The organism is Pseudomonas sp. B15(2017) (assembly GCF_002113215.1).
Taxonomy (GTDB): domain Bacteria; phylum Pseudomonadota; class Gammaproteobacteria; order Pseudomonadales; family Pseudomonadaceae; genus Aquipseudomonas.
Genome location: NZ_NEJZ01000021.1, coordinates 13702 through 32738, shown reverse-complemented (window position 1 = coordinate 32738; position 19037 = coordinate 13702). Strand labels below are relative to the sequence as shown.

At 60.3% G+C, this 19037-nt stretch carries 18 protein-coding genes; 16 read left to right on the top strand and 2 right to left on the bottom strand.

Annotated features, from left to right (window positions below):
* The first annotated feature begins 44 nt into the window (after window positions 1-44).
* The 5 genes from CAF73_RS25755 (at window position 45) to CAF73_RS25735 (ending at window position 5150) form a co-directional block, all read left to right on the top strand.
* Window positions 45-1034, top strand: a complete 990-nt coding sequence (locus CAF73_RS25755) for a 2-dehydro-3-deoxygalactonokinase (protein ID WP_085704708.1) — start codon at window positions 45-47, stop codon at window positions 1032-1034.
* Window positions 1035-1053: 19 nt separating this feature from the next.
* Window positions 1054-1674, top strand: coding sequence for a 2-dehydro-3-deoxy-6-phosphogalactonate aldolase (locus CAF73_RS25750; protein WP_085704706.1), 621 nt, complete (start codon window positions 1054-1056; stop codon window positions 1672-1674).
* 47 nt (window positions 1675-1721) lie between these two features.
* Entirely contained in the window at window positions 1722-2870 is a 1149-nt protein-coding gene (dgoD, locus tag CAF73_RS25745; RefSeq protein ID WP_085704704.1) for a galactonate dehydratase, read from the top strand.
* 99 nt (window positions 2871-2969) lie between these two features.
* Window positions 2970-4280, top strand: coding sequence for an MFS transporter (locus CAF73_RS25740; RefSeq protein ID WP_085704702.1), 1311 nt, complete (start codon window positions 2970-2972; stop codon window positions 4278-4280).
* 60 nt (window positions 4281-4340) lie between these two features.
* Window positions 4341-5150, top strand: coding sequence for an IclR family transcriptional regulator (locus tag CAF73_RS25735; RefSeq protein WP_085704700.1), 810 nt, complete (start codon window positions 4341-4343; stop codon window positions 5148-5150).
* 4 nt (window positions 5151-5154) lie between these two features.
* On the opposite strand, the gene CAF73_RS25730 is transcribed toward CAF73_RS25735, so the two are convergent.
* Entirely contained in the window at window positions 5155-6207 is a 1053-nt protein-coding gene (locus CAF73_RS25730) for an NAD(P)-dependent alcohol dehydrogenase (protein ID WP_085704698.1), read from the bottom strand.
* 190 nt (window positions 6208-6397) lie between these two features.
* Between CAF73_RS25730 and CAF73_RS25725 the strand changes: the two genes are divergently transcribed.
* Window positions 6398-7288 carry an AraC family transcriptional regulator gene (locus tag CAF73_RS25725; protein ID WP_085704809.1) on the top strand — a complete coding sequence of 297 codons (891 nt, stop codon included), beginning with the start codon at window positions 6398-6400 and terminating at the stop codon, window positions 7286-7288.
* A gap of 66 nt (window positions 7289-7354) precedes the next feature.
* Here the strand turns inward: CAF73_RS25725 and CAF73_RS25720 are convergent, their stop codons facing one another.
* Window positions 7355-9019 carry an electron transfer flavoprotein-ubiquinone oxidoreductase gene (locus CAF73_RS25720; protein ID WP_085704696.1) on the bottom strand — a complete coding sequence of 555 codons (1665 nt, stop codon included), beginning with the start codon at window positions 9017-9019 and terminating at the stop codon, window positions 7355-7357.
* A 525-nt stretch (window positions 9020-9544) separates the two neighbouring features.
* Here CAF73_RS25720 and CAF73_RS25715 point away from each other — a divergent pair.
* The 10 genes from CAF73_RS25715 (at window position 9545) to CAF73_RS25670 (ending at window position 18988) form a co-directional block, all read left to right on the top strand.
* Window positions 9545-10294, top strand: a complete 750-nt coding sequence (locus CAF73_RS25715; protein ID WP_085704694.1) for an electron transfer flavoprotein subunit beta/FixA family protein — start codon at window positions 9545-9547, stop codon at window positions 10292-10294.
* A gap of 2 nt (window positions 10295-10296) precedes the next feature.
* Window positions 10297-11226, top strand: a complete 930-nt coding sequence (locus CAF73_RS25710) for an electron transfer flavoprotein subunit alpha/FixB family protein (RefSeq protein WP_085704692.1) — start codon at window positions 10297-10299, stop codon at window positions 11224-11226.
* An 80-nt stretch (window positions 11227-11306) separates the two neighbouring features.
* The gene (locus CAF73_RS25705; protein WP_085696962.1) at window positions 11307-12143 is read left to right on the top strand and encodes an ABC transporter substrate-binding protein; all 837 of its coding nucleotides are present in this window, start codon (window positions 11307-11309) and stop codon (window positions 12141-12143) included.
* 9 nt (window positions 12144-12152) lie between these two features.
* Window positions 12153-12509, top strand: a complete 357-nt coding sequence (locus CAF73_RS25700) for a DUF4398 domain-containing protein (RefSeq protein WP_170929698.1) — start codon at window positions 12153-12155, stop codon at window positions 12507-12509.
* Window positions 12506-13318, top strand: coding sequence for an OmpA family protein (locus CAF73_RS25695; protein ID WP_085704690.1), 813 nt, complete (start codon window positions 12506-12508; stop codon window positions 13316-13318). Before CAF73_RS25700 ends, CAF73_RS25695 begins: the two co-directional genes overlap by 4 nt.
* A 201-nt stretch (window positions 13319-13519) precedes the next feature.
* Window positions 13520-14959, top strand: coding sequence for a PLP-dependent aminotransferase family protein (locus CAF73_RS25690; RefSeq protein ID WP_007950868.1), 1440 nt, complete (start codon window positions 13520-13522; stop codon window positions 14957-14959).
* A 74-nt stretch (window positions 14960-15033) separates the two neighbouring features.
* Window positions 15034-15513, top strand: a complete 480-nt coding sequence (locus CAF73_RS25685; RefSeq protein WP_085704688.1) for a translation initiation factor 2 — start codon at window positions 15034-15036, stop codon at window positions 15511-15513.
* 166 nt (window positions 15514-15679) lie between these two features.
* A complete protein-coding gene (locus tag CAF73_RS25680; protein ID WP_085683506.1) occupies window positions 15680-15934 on the top strand; it encodes a YkgJ family cysteine cluster protein in 255 nt (84 codons plus the stop codon).
* A 41-nt stretch (window positions 15935-15975) separates the two neighbouring features.
* Window positions 15976-16581: an START domain-containing protein gene (locus CAF73_RS25675; RefSeq protein WP_085704686.1), complete on the top strand. Its 606-nt coding sequence runs from the start codon at window positions 15976-15978 to the stop codon at window positions 16579-16581.
* A 313-nt stretch (window positions 16582-16894) separates the two neighbouring features.
* Window positions 16895-18988: an LTA synthase family protein gene (locus CAF73_RS25670; RefSeq protein WP_085696957.1), complete on the top strand. Its 2094-nt coding sequence runs from the start codon at window positions 16895-16897 to the stop codon at window positions 18986-18988.
* Window positions 18989-19037: the final 49 nt, after the last annotated feature.

Below are 19037 nucleotides of genomic sequence, written 5' to 3'. Positions count from 1 at the left end.
TATAGTCCAGCTCACTCACTGCCAATAACAAAACAGGTGAAGCGATGCTGGCGCAATTGACCGCGCTCGATTGGGGGACGACCTCACTACGTGCTTACAAACTTGGGGCGGGCGGGCAGGTGCTGGCGCAGCGGTCGCTGTCGTTCGGGATCATGCAGTTGCCGAAGACGCCGCGGGTCATCAACGGTCGTGAATGCGCCGAGGGTTTTGAACTGGCGTTCGACGAGGCATGCGGCGACTGGCTCGATGCGCAGCCCGGCTTGCCGGTGATTGCCTGCGGCATGGTCGGCAGCGCTCAGGGCTGGCGCGAAGCGTCCTACCGCGATACGCCGGCCAATGTGGCCGATCTCGGAAAATCCCTGCAAACCGTTCGCAGTCTTCGCGGTGTAAATGTGCATATCGTGCCGGGTGTGATTCAGCGCTCGGCACTGCCGAACGTGATGCGCGGCGAAGAAACCCAGGTCCTCGGCGTCCTGCAGAATCTGCCGCTCGAGGCGACCCATGATCTGCTGATCGGCCTGCCGGGCAGTCATTCAAAATGGGTGGAAGTGGCCGACGGCTGCATCACCCGTTTCGATACCTTCATGACCGGCGAAGTGTTCGCCGTGCTCAGCGAACACAGCATTCTCGGTCGTACCCAACAGCACAGCGCGACGTTCGACGCCGAGGCATTTGATCGCGGCGTGCAAGTGGCGTTGTCGGCAGAGGGCGAGACAGGCGTGCTGTCGACCCTGTTCAGCGCCCGCAGTCTGGGCCTGACCGGTGAACTCAGCGCCACCGCGCAACCGGATTATCTGTCCGGCCTGTTGATCGGCCATGAACTGTCGGCGCTGGCCGCAGTGCAACGACGCCGGCGCAACAGCGCACATCTTCCTTCGATCATCCTCATCGGCAACGCGCAATTGTGCGCCCGTTACAGCCGGGCCCTCGACGCCTGCGGTTTCGCCCGGGTGACTCTGGCCGAGCAAGCCACCGAGCGTGGTCTGTGGCAACTGGCGCTCGCCGCCGGACTGATCGATTCCTCACCCCGTTAACCCTGACTGGAGGCCTGACATGCTCAAGCAAGCACTGGCGCAAAACGGTCTGATCGCGATCCTGCGCGGCCTGCATCCGCAGGAAGCCGCCGCTGTCGGAGAAGTCCTGTATGCCGCCGGATTTCGCGTCATCGAAGTACCGCTCAATTCCCCCGCGCCGTACGAAAGCATTCGCACCCTGCGCAAGACCCTGCCCGCCGATTGCCTGATCGGTGCCGGCACGGTGCTGACCCCGGAACAGGTCGAACGGGTGAAGGAGGCTGGCGGCCAGGTCATTGTCATGCCCCACAGCGATGCCAAGGTGTTGCGGGCTGCAAAAGCGGCGGGGCTGTACCTGTCGCCGGGTGTTGCCACACCGACTGAAGCCTTCGCGGCACTGGAGGAGGGCGCGGACATTCTCAAGCTGTTCCCGGCCGAGCAGATGGGACCTGCGGTGGTGAAAGCCTGGCTGGCGGTGTTGCCGGTCGGGACGATTCTGGCGCCGGTCGGCGGCATCACGCCGGACAACATGCAGGCGTTCATCGACGCTGGCGTCAAAGGCTTCGGCCTCGGCTCCGGGCTGTTCAAACCGGGCATGACGACTGAGCAAGTGGCGGCCAATGCCAAGGCCTACGTGGCGGCCTGGAAAGCCCTTCACTAAGACTTTTCCGGCGCTGCGTGCGCTGCATCTAACAAGAGAGACAAGAGATGAAAATCACCAAACTCACCACCTTCATCGTCCCGCCGCGCTGGTGCTTCCTCAAGGTCGAAACCGACGAGGGCGTGACAGGTTGGGGCGAGCCCGTGGTCGAGGGCCGCGCCCACACGGTCGCCGCAGCGGTTGAGGAATTGTCCGACTACCTGATCGGCAAAGACCCACGCAACATTGAAGACATCTGGACCGTGCTGTATCGCGGCGGCTTCTACCGGGGCGGCGCAATCCATATGAGCGCACTGGCCGGCATCGACCAGGCGCTTTGGGACATCAAGGGCAAGGCCCTCGGTGTGTCGGTCAGCGATCTGCTTGGCGGTCAGGTGCGGGACAAGATCCGAGTGTATTCGTGGATCGGCGGCGACCGTCCGGCGGACACCGCGCGGGCCGCGAAAGAGGCGGTGGGCCGTGGTTTTACGGCGGTGAAAATGAACGGCACTGAAGAACTGCAATTTCTCGATACCTTCGAGAAAGTCGATCTGGCGCTGGCCAACGTTGCCGCCGTGCGCGATGCGGTCGGGCCGAACGTCGGCATCGGCGTCGACTTCCATGGCCGGGTGCACAAACCCATGGCCAAGGTGCTGATGAAGGAGCTCGACCCGTACAAGCTGATGTTCATCGAAGAGCCGGTGCTCAGCGAAAACTACGAAGCGCTGAAAGAACTGGCACCGCTGACCAGCACCCCGATTGCCCTCGGCGAGCGGCTGTTTTCGCGCTGGGACTTTAAACGGGTGTTGAGCGAAGGTTACGTCGACATCATCCAGCCGGATGCGTCCCACGCCGGCGGCATCACCGAGACCCGCAAGATCGCCAACATGGCCGAAGCCTACGACGTGGCGCTGGCACTGCATTGCCCGCTGGGGCCGATCGCGCTGGCGGCGTGCCTGCAACTGGACGCCGCTTGTTACAACGCGTTTATCCAGGAGCAGAGCCTGGGCATCCATTACAACGAGAGCAATGACCTGCTCGATTATGTGAAGGATCCGCAGGTGTTCGACTACGACAAAGGCTTTGTGAAAATCCCCAACGGCCCGGGACTGGGGATCGAGATCAACGAGGAATACGTCATCGAACGCGCGGCGGTCGGCCACCGCTGGCGCAATCCGATCTGGCGTCATGCCGATGGCAGTTTTGCCGAGTGGTGAGTCGCTGATTCCCTTCTAAGCGATCGTTCCCACGCGGAGCGTGGGAACGATCTCGCCAACAACCCTCGACCTCAATAAACATAAGAAGAGGCGCTCCCCATGCAACCGCAAACCCTCACCGGGCAAGCGACGTCAGTCACGCCCAGCCGCAAGCGATTTTTCATCATGGTGTTGCTGTTCATCACCGTGGTCATCAACTACCTCGACCGCAGCAACCTGTCGATTGCCGCCCCGGCACTGACGACGGATCTGGGCATCGACCCGGTGCACGTCGGGCTGATCTTCTCTGCGTTCGGCTGGACCTACGCCGCAATGCAGATCCCCGGCGGGTGGCTGGTGGACCGGGTGCCGCCGCGCATCCTTTATAGCGTCGCATTGCTGCTGTGGTCGCTGGCCACCGTGATGCTCGGTTTCGCCGCCAGTTTCATCGCGCTGTTTGTGCTGCGCATGGCGGTCGGTGCGCTGGAAGCGCCGGCGTATCCGATCAACAGCCGCGTGGTGACGACCTGGTTCCCCGAGCGTGAACGGGCTACGGCCATCGGTTTCTACACCTCCGGGCAGTTTGTCGGGCTGGCGTTTCTGACCCCGGTGCTGGCGTGGCTGCAACATGAATTTGGCTGGAACATGGTGTTTGTCGTGACCGGTGCGGTGGGCATCGTGTGGGCGGCGATCTGGTACGCGGTGTATCGCGAACCGCGTGATTTCAAAGGTGCCAACCAAAGCGAAATCGACCTGATTCGCGAGGGCGGCGGCCTGGTGGATATCGCAGCCGAAACTGCCAAGGTGAAGGCTAAATTCAGCTGGACCGATCTCGGCATCGTCCTCAGCAAACGCAAGTTGTGGGGGATCTACCTCGGCCAGTTCTGCCTGAACTCGACGCTGTGGTTTTTCCTGACGTGGTTCCCGACCTATCTGGTGAAATATCGCGGCATGGACTTCATTAAGTCCGGCCTGCTGGCGTCGCTGCCGTTTCTCGCCGCGTTCATCGGCGTGCTGTGCTCCGGGTTCTTTTCCGACTTCCTGATTCGTCGTGGTTGCACCGTCGGGTTTGCGCGCAAGTTGCCGATCATTGGCGGGCTGCTGATTTCCACCTCGATCATCGGCGCCAACTTCGTTGAGTCGACGCCGCTGGTGATTGCCTTCCTGGCGTTGGCGTTTTTCGGCAACGGACTGGCGTCGATCACCTGGTCGCTGGTCTCGACACTGGCACCGGCGCGCTTGCTGGGCTTGACCGGTGGGGTGTTCAATTTCATCGGCAATCTGTCGGCGATTGCCACGCCGATTGTCATCGGCTTCCTGGCCAGTGGTGATTCGTTCGCCCCGGCAATCACCTACATCGCGGTTCTGGCATTGATCGGTGCTTTGTCCTACGTGCTGCTGGTGGGCAAGGTCGAACGCATCGAGTTGTAGTCGGCTATGTCGGGCGACCATAATGCCGCCCGTTCCCTCGCTCAACGCTAAAGGCTGGATATGCAGGAAGACGCCCCAAAAACCGCCAAGGACGCCGCGCCGACCGGCACCCAGACCCTGCTGCGCGGGTTGGGTGTAGTGCAAGCCGTCGCCAGTGGCGCCCGCGATCTCAAAGAGATTGCCCGCCTGATCGGCACCACGCGCAGCACCACTCATCGTCTGGCCAGTTGTCTGGTGGACGAGCGCTACCTGCGCGTCGTGCCGCAAGTCGGTTATCTGCTGGGGCCGAAACTGATTGAGCTGGGTTTTCAGGCGCGCGAAGAGTTACCGCTGGTGACGTTGGCCGGGCCTTACCTGGACGAGTTGTCGGCGCTGACCGGCGATACCGTTCACCTGGGAATCCGTGAAGGCGACGAGGTGCTTTATCTGCTGAAGAATCCGGGGCGCAACGGCCCGGAAATGCGCTCGCGGGTCGGCCATCGCATGCCGCTGGCGCGCACCGGAATCGGCAAGGCGCTGATGCTGGATGACGCGCCGCAGGACTGGCAGCGTCTGTACGACATCAGCCTGCCGGCAGGTGGGAAAAGTCAGTTCTGGCCGCAGCATCCGCAACAGTCGTGGGAACAGCTGGAGCAGCGGATGACTGAATACGTGGCCGGCGGCTACGCGTTCGACCTGGAAGACAACGAACCGTCGATCCGTTGCGTGGCGGCGCCGATCCGCGACGCGAGCAAGCGCATCGTCGCGGCCATCAGCATCGCCAGCACCGTGCCGTACATGCCGCTGGAGAAAATGGCCGAGCTGATTCCCCTGATCAAAGGGGTCACGGCCCGGCTCTCGGCTGAACTTGGTTTAAAAGTGCAGGCTTGAAGGTTTAAAGCTTCAAAGTCGCCATGTCGATCACGAAGCGGTACTTCACATCACCGGCAATCATGCGGGCGTAAGCCTCGTTGATCTGGCGGATATCGAGCATTTCGATGTCGCAGCTGATGTTGTGCTCGGCGCAGAAATCCAGCACTTCCTGGGTTTCTGCGACGCCACCGATCAGCGAGCCGGCCAATACGCGACGGCCCAATACCAGTTTGGCGGCGTGGACCGGCGGATCGATCGGTTCGATCAGGCCCACCAGAATGTGCACGCCGTCGAAGCGCAGGGTATCGAGGTACGGGTTCAGATCGTGCTGCACCGGAATGGTGTCCAGCAGGAAATCGAATCGACCGGCCGCCGCTTTCATCTGTTCCTCGTCGGTTGAGACAATCACGTGATCGGCGCCCTGACGACGACCTTCCTCAGCCTTGCTTGCCGAACGGGTGAACAGCGTCACTTCAGCGCCCATGGCCTTGGCGAACTTGATGCCCATATGGCCGAGGCCGCCCATGCCGAGGATCCCGACCTTGTCGCCGGCCTTCACGCCATAGTGCTTGAGCGGCGAATAGGTGGTGATGCCGGCGCAGAGAATCGGCGCGGCGGCTGCCAGATCCAGCTTCTCGGGGATGCGCACCACAAAGTGCTCGCTGACCACGATGCTGTCCGAATAACCGCCCATGGTGTTGCTGCCATCGACCCGATCCGGGGTGGCATAAGTCATGGTCGGTCCTTCGAGGCAGTATTGCTCCAGGTTCGACTGGCAGGCTTCGCAGGTCCGGCAGGAGTCGACCATGCAGCCGACGCCGACCAGATCGCCTACCTTGTGCCTGGTGACATTCGCACCGACGGCGGTGACTTTTCCGACGATCTCGTGGCCGGGCATCAACGGGTAAACGGCGATGCCCCACTCGTTGCGCGCCTGATGGATGTCGGAGTGGCAGACGCCGCAGTACAGGATTTCGATGGCGACGTCGTCGGCCCGTGGGCTGCGGCGTTCGAACTTCATCGGGGCGAGGGGAGTGGTGGCCGTTTGAGCGGCGTAGCCAATGGCGGTGTACATGTGAAACCTCGCAAAAGCAGTGACAGGTGAGGCGGCGCATTCTGGGCGCCGCCCGGTCGTCCGGCCATGGCGATTCCTCCGGGTGTCATGCCTAATCCTCCGGCATGCGGGGTTGATCGGTCGCATTGGCAAAAGGATCTGCGATGATGCGTTCATCCCTTTTTCCGTGATTTTTCTGAAGAGCCGCCCGATGCAATTGACCCGCCACCTTGACGCCAACGCCACCCTGGTTTCGCTGATCGAACCGCTGGCGCTGCGCGATGGTTACAGCCAGACCGGGCTGCCGGGCGTGCAGGTGTTGCGCGCCAGTTGCGATGTCGCCCGTGGCCCGCATATTTATGAACCGAGCCTGATGATCATCGCCCAGGGCAGTAAGCTCGCGTATCTGGGGCCGCGCACCATGGAGTACGGCGCTGGGCATTATCTGATTCAGGCGTTGCCGGTGCCGTTCGAGTGCGAAACCTATGCGTTACCGGACGCACCGTTGCTTGGCGTATCGGTGGCGATCGACCGGGTGCTGCTCGGTGAACTGGTGCTGGCCATGGGGCTGGCGCCGGGACGGCATATTCCGGCGCAGACACCGGAATCGATGACCTCGGTGGTGCTCGACGATGACATGCGCGGTTGCGTCGAGCGCCTGCTGCGTTGTCTGCACGATCCGCTGGAGTGCCAGATTCTGGGGCCGGCGCGGGTGCGTGAATTGTTGTTCGTCGCGTTGCGCGGACCTCAGGCCGATGTGTTGCGGGCATTGGTGGAGCAGCAGGGGCAGTTTGCCCGTATCGCGGCTTCGATCAGCCATTTGCACTCGCACTACACCGAGCCCTTGAACGTCGAGACATTGGCCGGTTGCGCGAACATGAGCGTTTCGACCTTTCACGAACACTTCAAACGCAGCACGCTGCTGTCGCCGGTGCAGTACTTGAAGCGTTTACGTTTGTTGAAGGCGCAGACGTTGTTGATCGCCGAGGGGCTGGGGGTTGCACAGGTGGCGCATCGGGTGGGGTATCAGAGCACGTCGCAGTTCAGTCGCGAGTACAAACGTTATTTCGAACGCAGTCCGGGGGATGAACGCGCGGCGTGATCCTGTACAAATCGCGGGCAACAAAAAGGCCCCCGTTTCGGGAGCCTTGATGTCCAGCGGGTCGACTTACATGTTCGGGTAGGTCGGGCCGCCAGCGCCTTCCGGCGTCACCCAGGTGATGTTCTGCGAAGGGTCCTTGATGTCACAGGTCTTGCAGTGCACGCAGTTCTGGGCGTTGATCTGGAAGCGCTTCTCGCCGTCTTCCTTGGTGATCACTTCATAAACGCCGGCCGGGCAGTAGCGCTGCGCCGGTTCGTCGTACAGCGGCAGATTCTTGCTCAGCGGGATGCTCGGGTCGGTGAGCTTCAGGTGGCACGGTTGTTCTTCTTCATGGTTGGTACCGGAGATGAACACCGAGCTCAGCTTGTCGAAGCTGATCTTGCCGTCGGGTTTCGGGTAGTCGATCTTCTTGCAGTCGGCCGCGAGCTTGAGGCAGGCGTAGTCCGGCTTGGTGTCGTGCAGGGTGAACGGCAGTTTGCCGCCGAAGATGTTCTGGTCCAGCCAGTTGAAACCGCCGCCGACGATGGCGCCGAACTTGTGGATCGCCGGGCCGAAGTTGCGGCTGGCGAACAGTTCTTCGTAGAGCCAGCTCTTCTTGAACGCGTCGACGTAAGTGGTCAGCTCTTCGGTGCCGTCCTTTTCAGCGAACAACGCGTCGGCCACGGATTCAGCGGCGAGCATGCCGGACTTCATCGCGGTGTGGCTGCCCTTGATCTTGGCGAAGTTCAGGGTGCCGAGGTCGCAACCGATCAATGCGCCGCCCTTGAACACCATTTTCGGCAGCGAGTTCAGGCCGCCCTTGCAGATCGCACGTGCGCCATAGCTGATGCGCTTGCCGCCTTCCAGATATTGCTTCAGTACCGGGTGATGCTTGAGGCGCTGGAACTCGTCGAACGGCGACAGGTAGGTGTTGCTGTAGGAAAGATCGACGATCAGACCGACCACCACCTGGTTGTTTTCCAGGTGATAGAGGAAGGAACCGCCGGTGTTCTCGGTGCCCATGATGTCCATCGGCCAACCGGCGGTATGTACGACCAGGCCTGGCTGATGTTTGGCCGGGTCGATTTCCCAGATTTCTTTCAGGCCGATGCCGTAGTGCTGGGCGTCGGCGTCGCTGTCGAGGTTGTAGCGCTTGATCAGTTGCTTGCCGATGTGGCCACGGCAGCCTTCGGCGAACAGCGTGTATTTGCCACGCAGTTCCATGCCCGGGGTGTACAGGCCTTCTTTCGGATGACCTTCGCGGTCGACGCCGAGGTCACCGGTGATGATCCCGCGCACGATGCCGTTTTCATCGATCAGCGCTTCCTGAGCGGCGAAGCCCGGGTAGATTTCCACGCCCAGGTTTTCGGCCTGCTGAGCGAGCCAGCGGCAAAGGTTGCCGAGGGAAATAATGTAGTTGCCTTCGTTGTGCATGGTCTTGGGCACAAAGAAGTCAGGAATTTTCTGCGCGCTTTCGGCGTTTTTCAGCACGAAGATGTCATCGCGGGTGACTGGCGTGTTCAGCGGAGCGCCGAGTTCTTTCCAGTCCGGGAACAGTTCGTTCAGGGCCCGTGGTTCGAATACGGCGCCGGACAGGATGTGCGCGCCGACTTCCGAGCCTTTTTCGACCACGCAGACGCTGATTTCCTTACCGGCTTCGGCGGCCTTCTGCTTCAGACGGCAGGCGGCGGACAGGCCAGCGGGGCCGGCACCGACGATGACCACGTCGAATTCCATGTGTTCGCGTTCCACAGGCTATCTCCTACTCAAGGCTCAACAGTTTTTTTTCTAATTTGGAGGTTCGGTGTCGTATCCGTTATTGCCTTTACGTTAACGTCAAGGCTAATAATGGGCAAACCACCTTTCTCTCTAGGCGGCGCATTATATCTACACCACTCTTAGCGTCCAATACAAACGTTTGTTTGAATCGGCTCCAGGCCAGAGAAATCAAAGAAGCGCGGCTTATGACAGGGCATTTTGGCGTATTGACCAGAATGGGCGTTCCGGTCAAGATACGGGCGGTTTTGCGCTCGCCGTAGGCTGAATGGTGGTTTCAAGAGCACCTCTAAAGACAGGGCGTAGGCGGTAACCGGTGATGCGCAGCGCAGGTTTGGCGCGCAGTTTACACACCGCGGCGCGGCATGACTCGTCGGTCACGACTGACGAACGGTCATCCCGCTCAGCCGGCGTTTTTAGAGGTGCCCTTGTGCCCGATGAGCATCAACCGCCAGGTTCGCCTAGGCGACTTTCTTTTCACCGGAGAGTAACGAGGAATCCATGAAGGTTCTTGTAGCTGTCAAACGCGTTGTGGATTACAACGTCAAGGTTCGCGTCAAGGCGGACAATTCCGGCGTAGACCTCGCCAACGTCAAGATGTCGATGAACCCGTTCTGCGAAATCGCAGTGGAAGAAGCCGTACGCCTGAAAGAAAAAGGCGTTGCGACTGAAATCGTCGTCGTCTCCATCGGTCCGTCCACTGCTCAGGAACAGCTGCGTACCGCACTGGCTCTGGGTGCCGACCGCGCCATCCTCGTCGAATCCGCTGAAGACCTGACTTCCCTGGCCGTGGCCAAACTGCTCAAGGCCGTGGTCGACAAGGAACAGCCTCAGCTGGTGATCCTGGGCAAACAGGCCATCGACAGCGACAACAATCAGACCGGCCAGATGCTCGCTGCACTGAGCGGCTATGGTCAGGGCACTTTCGCCTCTAAAGTCGAAGTTTCCGGTGACACCGTCGCCGTGACCCGCGAAATCGACGGCGGCGCGCAGACCGTTTCCCTGAAACTGCCAGCGATCGTCACCACCGACCTGCGTTTGAACGAGCCGCGTTATGCATCCCTGCCAAACATCATGAAAGCCAAGAAGAAGCCTCTCGAGACGCTGACTCCGGACGCTTTGGGCGTTTCCACCGCCTCCACCAACAAGACCCTGAAAGTCGAAGCGCCGGCTGCACGCAGCGCGGGCATCAAGGTCAAGTCGGTGGCTGAACTGGTCGAGAAACTGAAAAACGAAGCGAAGGTAATCTAATCATGACTATCTTGGTAATCGCCGAACACGACAACAAGGTGCTGGCCCCGGCCACTCTGAATACCGTTGCTGCCGCTGCCAAAATCGGTGGCGACATCCACGTTCTGGTTGCAGGCCAGGGCGCTGGCGCCGTGGCTGAAGCCGCTGCGAAAATCGCTGGCGTGAGCAAAGTCCTGAACGCTGACAATGCTGCCTACGCGCATCAGTTGCCGGAAAACGTCGCTCCGCTGGTAGCAGAGCTGGGCGCTGGCTACAGCCACATCCTGGCTGCTGCCACTTCCAACGGTAAAAACATCCTGCCGCGCGTTGCTGCACAGCTGGACGTTGACCAGATCTCCGAGATCATCTCGGTAGAAAGCGCTGACACCTTCCAGCGCCCGATCTACGCCGGTAACGCCATCGCTACCGTGCAATCGACCGCTGCGATCAAAGTGATCACCGTGCGTGCCACCGGTTTCGACCCGGTTGCCGCTGAAGGCGGTTCGGCTACTGTTGAAGCGGTTGCTGCTGCTCACAATGCCGGCACTTCCAGCTTTGTCAGCGAGGAACTGGCCAAGTCCGATCGTCCTGAGCTGACCGCTGCCAAGATCGTCGTTTCCGGCGGCCGCGGCATGCAGAACGGCGACAACTTCAAGCACCTGTACGCTCTGGCCGACAAGCTGGGCGCTGCCGTGGGTGCTTCCCGCGCCGCGGTCGACGCAGGTTTTGTACCGAACGACATGCAGGTCGGTCAGACCGGCAAGATCGTTGCGCCACAGTTGTACATCGCCGTCGGTATCTCCGGCGCGATCCAGCACCTGGCCGGCATGAAAGACTCCAAAGTGATCGTTGCGATCAACAAGGACGAAGAAGCACCGATCTTCCAGGTGGCCGATTACGGCCTGGTGGCGGATCTGTTCGAAGCCGTACCTGAGCTGGAGAAGCTGGTCTAATCCGGCTGCTTCACTTATAAAGAGCCCGACCTTTTGGTCGGGCTTTTTTTTGTCTCGGATTTGAGTGGGAGCGTTTCGCCATGGATCTGCATCGTCGGTTGGGCTGTTCGTGGTTGCTGGGGCTGGCATTGTTGCCGGGCCTGTCGGTGGCGGCGGGCAAGTGCGAGCGGCTCGTCGTGACCGGCAGCCCGGATGCACCGCCGTACCTCTGGCAGGATCCGCAGAATCCCAAACAACTGATCGGTGCCAGTGCCGACCTGTTGCAACAGGTGGCCAAGGATCTGGGCATCAAAGTCGAACTGCTGTATGCCGGCAAGCGTTCCCAGGCCCTCGACGAAGTGCGCAGCGGGCGCATGGACATGCTGGCCGACGCGCCGATGACCTTCAATGAGCTGGAAAATTTCGACTACATTCACCCGCCGTTGCTGGAAAACGATTACCTGGTATGGACGCGTAAAGGCTCGACGCTGGTTTACACCGAAGCCATTGATCTGCACGGGCATACCGGCGGCTTGTCGGAAAAGTCTCGAATGACTCCGGCATTCGGCACTTTCGCCGAGCAGCAATTGACCCTGAGCCGTACGGCAAACCTGACCCAGGCGTTTCAGAAACTTCTGCTGGGCGAGGTGGAATATGTACTGGCCGGTCGCTATTCGGGCATGGCGGCCGCGCAGGCACTGGGTATGGCCAATGATCTGCTGGCCTTTGAACAACCTATCGATCGGCCTGGTCTGTTCCTGGCGGTTTCGCACAACTCGGCCTGCAACGATCCGTGGTTGCGCGGACAGCTGGCCAAAAAGATGACAGAATTGCCCGCATCCGGCCTGACGGAAGCCGCGCTGCAACGCAACATCGAGCGCTGGAAGGCGCAGCAGCAACAGCCACCGCAAGCACCTGTCAGCGCCCCAAAACAGTAGGGATTCTTAGTGAGTAATCGACTTCTTTTCGCGGCCATGGCCGTTCTGGCCCTGGCCGGTTGCGCGAGCGATCCGGCACCCAACGAACAAATGCGCCTGACCGAGCAGGCCCTTGAGCAAGCCAAAGCCGTGGGCGCCACCGCCGAAGACGTGCCGGAAATGAAACTGGCAGAAGACAAGTTCAACCGGGCCAAAGGCAGTATGGCGGGTGAGTCTTACAAAAATGCGCGAATGCGATTCGAACAGGCCGAACTCGACGCACGTCTGGCGGAAGCCAAAGTGTTGACCCAGAAGAGCGAAGAGCATGTGAATGTGCTCAATACCCGCATCGTCCGACTGCGCAAGCAACTGGGGGATGCCCAATGAGCCCGAAGTCCAAAGCCATTGGCGCTCTGCTCCTTGCCGGTTGCGCCAGCCTTTACGGCTGCGCCGGTCAGCACAGCGAATCCGCATTGCAGCAGGCCAGCACCGATTTCCAGAAGGTCAAGGAGGATTCCAACGTGCTGCGCATCGCGCCGAAAGACGTGATTCGTGCCGGCGAGTCCCTGGCCCGTGCCGATCGACTGTCGACGTACTGGGGCAGCGGCTCGGACGTGGTGCATTACGCCTACCTGAGTCAGCGCTACAGCGAAATTGCCCGTGAGCACACCAATCATGTCCTCAACGAAGAGCGCGCAGCGAAGCTGGAACTGGAGCGCCAACGCCTGCAACTGGCACTGCGCGAGTCCAAACTGCTGAGCGTGCAACAGCAGGGTAAATGGCTGGAAGAGCAGATCGTTGCACTGGCCACTACCCAGACCGACCGTGGTCTGGTGATGACCCTGGGTGACGTGCTGTTCGACACCGGTGAAGCCGAACTGAAAAACTCGGCCAACCGCGTTGTGCTGAAAATCGTGCAGTTCCTGCAACTCAACCCGAAACGCGTGGTGCGTATCGAGGGTTACACCGACAGCACCGGTGGCAAACAGGAAAACCTCAAACTGTCCCGCGATCGCGCGCAGTCGGTAGCAGACGTGTTGACGGATCTGGGCATCGACGAAAAGCGTATTCAGGTCGAAGGTTACGGCGACGAATACCCGGTGGACGCCAACGCTTCCGAGCGCGGGCGTGCACAGAACCGTCGGGTGGAAATCGTGTTCTCCGACGAAAAAGGCCAGCTCGGCGCCGCCCGCTGAGGGTGGCGTTACTGGAAAGCCCGGGCTGTCAGGCAGCGCCGGGCTTTTTTACGTCTGTCGATTACCTCACAAAGCAGTACAGATTTCACCGACACTGCACTGTATGGTTGACTAATATGGCAACTGTCCCAGTACACTTCCAAACTGTTCCGGTATTGTTTCACACAAGAATAAAACGCCCGTGAAATCGAGTGCTGCGTCATGACCAATCTCTTGCTCTACCAACGTATTGCTCAACAGCTGGCCGAAGATATCCGCCGTGGCGTCTATCAACCGGGCGAGCGCGTGCCTTCGGTGCGCAAGATGAGTTCGCAGCTCAACGTCAGCCATGCCACGGTGCTGCAGGCTTACGCCAACCTCGAGGATCAGGGCCTGATCCGCGCGCGGCCGCAGTCCGGTTACTACGTGCACCAGACTCCCGCACTGACGGCGCCCACGCCGGACATCGCCCGGGTCGAACGGCCAGGCCTGGTCACCCGCAGCAGCATCATTCAGCAAGTATTGGTCGAATCACGTCGTGAAGGCGTGTTCCCGCTGGGAGCGGCGGTGCCGAGTGTCGATTACTTGCCAGTGCGTGCCCTGCATCAGCAACTGGCCAAGGTCACCCGGTTTCACAGCCCTCGGGCGTTCAGCTATATGTTCAGCCCCGGTTTCGAACCGTTGCGCCGGCAAGTGGCAATTCGCATGCGCGATGCAGGCGTGGTCGTTGACCCCTCGGAAGTAGTGATCACCCACGGCTGCGTCGACGCCTTGCAGATGTCGTTGCGGGTGCTGACCCGCCCCGGCGACCTGATCGCCGCCGAATCACCGACTTATTACGGACTGCTGCAACTGGCGGATCTGCTGGGCCTGAAAGTCATCGAGATCCCCAGCGACCCCGCCACCGGCATGAGCCTCGAAGCCCTGCAACTGGCGGCCAACCAATGGTCGATCAAGGCGCTGGTGCTGACCACGCGCCTGAGTAATCCGCTCGGCGGCACCATGCCAGAGGAGCGTCAAAAACAACTGCTGAGACTGGCTTCGGACTTCGATATCCAGATTGTCGAAGACGACATCTATGGCGAGTTGATGTTCGAGCAGGGCCGCACCAAGTCGCTCAAGGCCTACGACCGGCTCGATCGGGTGATCTATTGCTCGAGTTTTTCCAAGACGTTGTCCCCCGGTGTGCGCATCGGCTGGATGATCGCCGGCAAGTATCAGCAGGAAATCCAGCGCTTGCAGACCTTCAGCACCCATTCGGCGTGCAGTGTCACGCAAATGGCCATCGCGGCTTACCTGGAAAATGGCGGTTATGACCGGCATTTACGGTACATCCGCCAGGAATACCGAAAAAATCTCAGTGCGTTCCAGCTGGCGGTTCAGCAATACTTTCCCGAAGGCACACAGATGACCCGGCCGACCGGCGGATTCATTCTGTGGGTCAGTCTGCCGGGGCGGGTCAATACTCAGGAATTACACGTGCGGGCGCTGCAACAGGGCATCAGCATTGCGCCGGGCCTGATTTTCAGCAACACCGAGCAGTTTAACCACTGCATCCGGTTGAACTGCGGCATACCGTGGAATCGTGAAGCGGAACGGGCGCTGATGACCCTTGGCATGTTGGCGACCCAGCTCTGCCAGGAGATGGCCGGCGGATTTTGAAACAGTGGCGGAGCTTGTCATGTGGCGTCCAACAGGCGAGCATATGGCCCTCTGCCGTTAGCTTCGTTGGGTTCATGAAAGCGAAATTTTCTGTCGCATGGGTTGTGCTCTGCCTGTTGATGATGGGTCATGTGCCTGGCGCGACGGCGGCCGCGGCTCAGGAAAAGACGCCGGCTGCAGCCACCGCGAAAAAAAAGGTCACGGTCAAGAAAGCCGTTCCAGCGAAGAAAGAACCGCAGAAAAAGGCTGTTCCAGCCAAGAAGCGCGCTCCGGTCGCTTCCAAGTCCAAGTCGGTGAAAGAAGTGGCCAAGACGCCGTTGCCGTCCACGAAGCTCGATTTGAGTCTGCCCAAAGACATGGTCCAGGAATTGAAACCACCTGGCTCCGTGACGCTGCCCAAGCGCGAACCGATCCTGCCGCAAATGTTCGGCGACAAGAACAGCGGGTTCCAGCTCAACGGCCGTTTGCTCAGCAACGAAATGCAGTTGCAGCTGCGCAATGAGGAGCGTCGGGAAGTCGAAGGCGCGGCGCTGGATTTCGAGTTCAAGCAATAAATCGTCCCCATCGGTGACCCGCAGACCAGACGCTTTGTCGGAGACTGGTCAGTCACTTTCGTTTCTGCGTAAAAACCCCGGTTCAGGGAATTTAAAACAGCCGTTTAAGCGGTTACCCTGTTCCGCGTCCCTTTAACACATTGCCCGCTGCGAGGAACGCGTCGTCATGAAATGCCGTGAAGGCTGTGGCGCCTGCTGCATTGCCCCCTCCATCAGTTCGCCGATTCCAGGCATGCCCGATGGCAAACCTGCCGGTGAACGCTGCGTTCAGTTGTCGGTCGATAACCTGTGCAACATTTTCGGCCGACCGGAGCGTCCGGCGGTCTGTTCAGGCTTCAAGGCCGATCCCGACGTCTGCGGCAGCAGCCAGGAAGACGCGATCAGACTGCTCGGCTGGTGGGAGCAGATGACGGCGGCGTGATGTGTCAAACGAACGGAACTTCAACAATAAGGAATAAGACTATGGGTTCGCTGCATCGTATCGCTGTGTTGTGTGGTTTGACTGCCGTGCTGGCCACCTCGGCCGCCCAGGCTGAAGACTGGAAAGTCGCCAAGAACGAGGACGGCATCAAGGTCTCCCTGAGCGAAGTGCCGGGTTCGGACTACAAGTCTTATCAGGGCGTGACCTTGATGAAGACCACCGTCGCCAAACTGCGCGCCTTGCAGGAAGACGTTTCCGGTGCGTGCGCCTGGATTCACGAGTGCAAGACCCAGAAACTGCTCAAGCACGAAGGTGACCAGAGCTGGACCTACACTCAGTTCAACACGCCATGGCCGGTCACTCCGCGCGACTCCATCCTGCATGTCACCACTGTTGAAGGCGCCGATGGCAGCCTGACCCGCAATCTGGAAGGCTTGCCGAAGTACCTGCCCGAAGAGAAGGGCTTTGTGCGGGTCGCGCAGGTCAAAGGTTTCTGGAAGTTCGTGCCAAAGGGCGATCAGGTTGAAGTGACTTATCAGGTTCACACCGAGCCAGGTGGCAGCGTGCCGTCGATGATCGCCAACAAGTTTGTGGTCGATGCACCGTTCAACACCCTGAAAGCCTTGAAAGAACGCGCCGAGAAATAAATATCGCGTTCATCTGTAAACGCCCCGAAGAATTCGGGGCGTTTTGTTTTCAAGGCTTATTGTGTTTCCGGATATGCGTTGAACGAAATTTTCACAAAGTCTCCAAGACAATTCGCCCGCGCTGTTTGCACCTGTCCCGATGCGCTGTGCCTTGAATGAAAGCGTCCGGCAGCGGGCACTAATCAATGGCAATGCCGCCGGTGATCGTGCAACATTTGCGCTCCGCGCAAGCCCCGGGGCCTGGAACGGCCAACAGAGGGCAGGGCGCAGCTGAATTTTTGCAACTTCAACTTCCAATGGGTCCTAAAACGACATGGCAAACCCGGACGCCCTGAGTCAGCAGCGATCTTCCAGTCGCCTGCTGCAACCGACCGTCAAATCGCATCTGGCCTACACGCTCCTGTGCGCGCTGGTCATGATGGTGATGTTTTCCGTGCTGCGCCTCGCGCTGCTGGTCTACAACCGCGAGATGATCCTCGACACCCCGGCCTCGACGTTCCTCGAAGCCTTCGCCAACGGCCTGCGCTTCGATATTCGCCTGGTGGTGTATGTCTGCATTCCGCTGGTGCTGGCGCTATTCAGTGCCCGGGCCATGGCGGCGCGCGGGTTCTTCCGTCTGTGGCTGACTGTCGCTTCGAGCATCGCGCTGTTCCTCGGCCTGATGGAGATGGACTTCTATCGCGAGTTCCACCAGCGCCTCAACGGCCTGGTGTTCCAGTACGTGAAGGAAGATCCGAAAACCGTGATGAGCATGCTCTGGTACGGTTTCCCGGTGGTGCGCTACCTGTTGGCGTGGGTCGTGGGCACGTTGATCCTGACCCTGGCGTTCAAGGGCGCCGACCGTCTGACCCGCCCACGTGGCCCGTTCAGCGGTGGCAACGTCGGCACCCGTCAAGTGGCGCCTTGGTATGCGCGTCTGGCGGTGTTCGTGGTGTGCCTGCTGATCTGCGTGGTCGCCGCTCGCGGCACTCTGCGTCAAGGCCCGCCGCTGCGTTGGGGTGACGTGTACACCACCGATTCGAACTTCGCCAACCAGCTCGGCCTCAACGGCACGCTGTCGCTGATCGCGGCGGCCAAGGACCGGATGGGCGAGGATCGCGACAACATCTGGAAAGCTACGCTGCCGCAGGATCAGGCGCAGAAAGTCGTGCGCGAGATGCTGGTGATGCCGGACGACAAACTGGTAGATGCCGATATCGCCGCCGTGCGTCGTGAATACACGCCGCCTGCCGACAAGACCCTGCCGATCAAGAACGTCGTCGTGATCCTGATGGAAAGCATGGCCGGTCACTCGGTCGGTGCTCTGGGCGCGCCGGGCAACATCACGCCGTACCTCGACAAGCTGTCGAAGGAAGGCCTGCTGTTCGACCGCTTCTTCTCCAACGGCACCCATACCCACCAGGGCATGTTCGCCACCATGGCCTGCTTCCCGAACCTGCCGGGTTTCGAGTATCTGATGCAGACACCGGAGGGCAGCCACAAACTGTCCGGCCTGCCGCAGTTGCTCAGCGCGCGCAACTATGACGATGTCTACGTCTACAACGGTGACTTTGCCTGGGACAACCAGTCCGGATTCTTCAGCAACCAGGGCATGACCAACTTCGTCGGCCGCAACGACTTCGTGAACCCGGTATTCTCCGATCCGACCTGGGGCGTGTCCGACCAGGACATGTTCGACCGTGGTCTGGTGGAGCTCAAGGCGCGGGAAAACGGCAAGCCGTTCTACGCGCTGCTGCAGACCCTGTCCAACCACACGCCGTATGCCTTGCCGACGCCGTTGCCGGTCGAGCGCGTCACCGATCGTGGCCCGCTCAACGAGCACCTGACCGCCATGCGTTACGCTGACTGGGCGCTGGGCCAGTTCTTCGAGAAGGCCCGCAAGGAGCCGTACTTCAAGGAAACCCTGTTCGTCATCGTCGGCGACCACGGTTTTGGCAACGAGCGTCAGATCACCGAAATGGACCTGGGCCGCTTCAACGTGCCGATGCTGATGATCGCACCGGGCATCCAGGAGAAATTCGGTACCCGTGACCACACTGTGGGCACCCAGATCGACATCGTGCCGACCATCATGGGTCGCCTCGGCGGCGAAGTGCGCCATCAGTGCTGGGGCCGCGATCTGCTGAACCTGCCGCAGGGTGACACCGGTTTCGGTGTGATCAAGCCGTCGGGCAGCGAGCAGACCACCGCCATCGTCACCGCCGACCAGATCCTGGTGCTGCCGAAAGAGAAGGAAATGGCACCGAAGATCTATCAGTACCAACTGGGCGCCAATCCTTCTGCCGAAATCATTCCGGACGCACCGCGCACCGCCGAGCTGAAGCTCAAGCTCGAAGCGTTCCTGCAGACGGCTACCAAGAGCCTGCTCGACAATACCGCCGGTGTGATTAACGGCAAGCCGGACTGATCATTCGGCGCAATAAAAAAGAGGCCCTTTTGAAGGGCCTCTTTTTTTG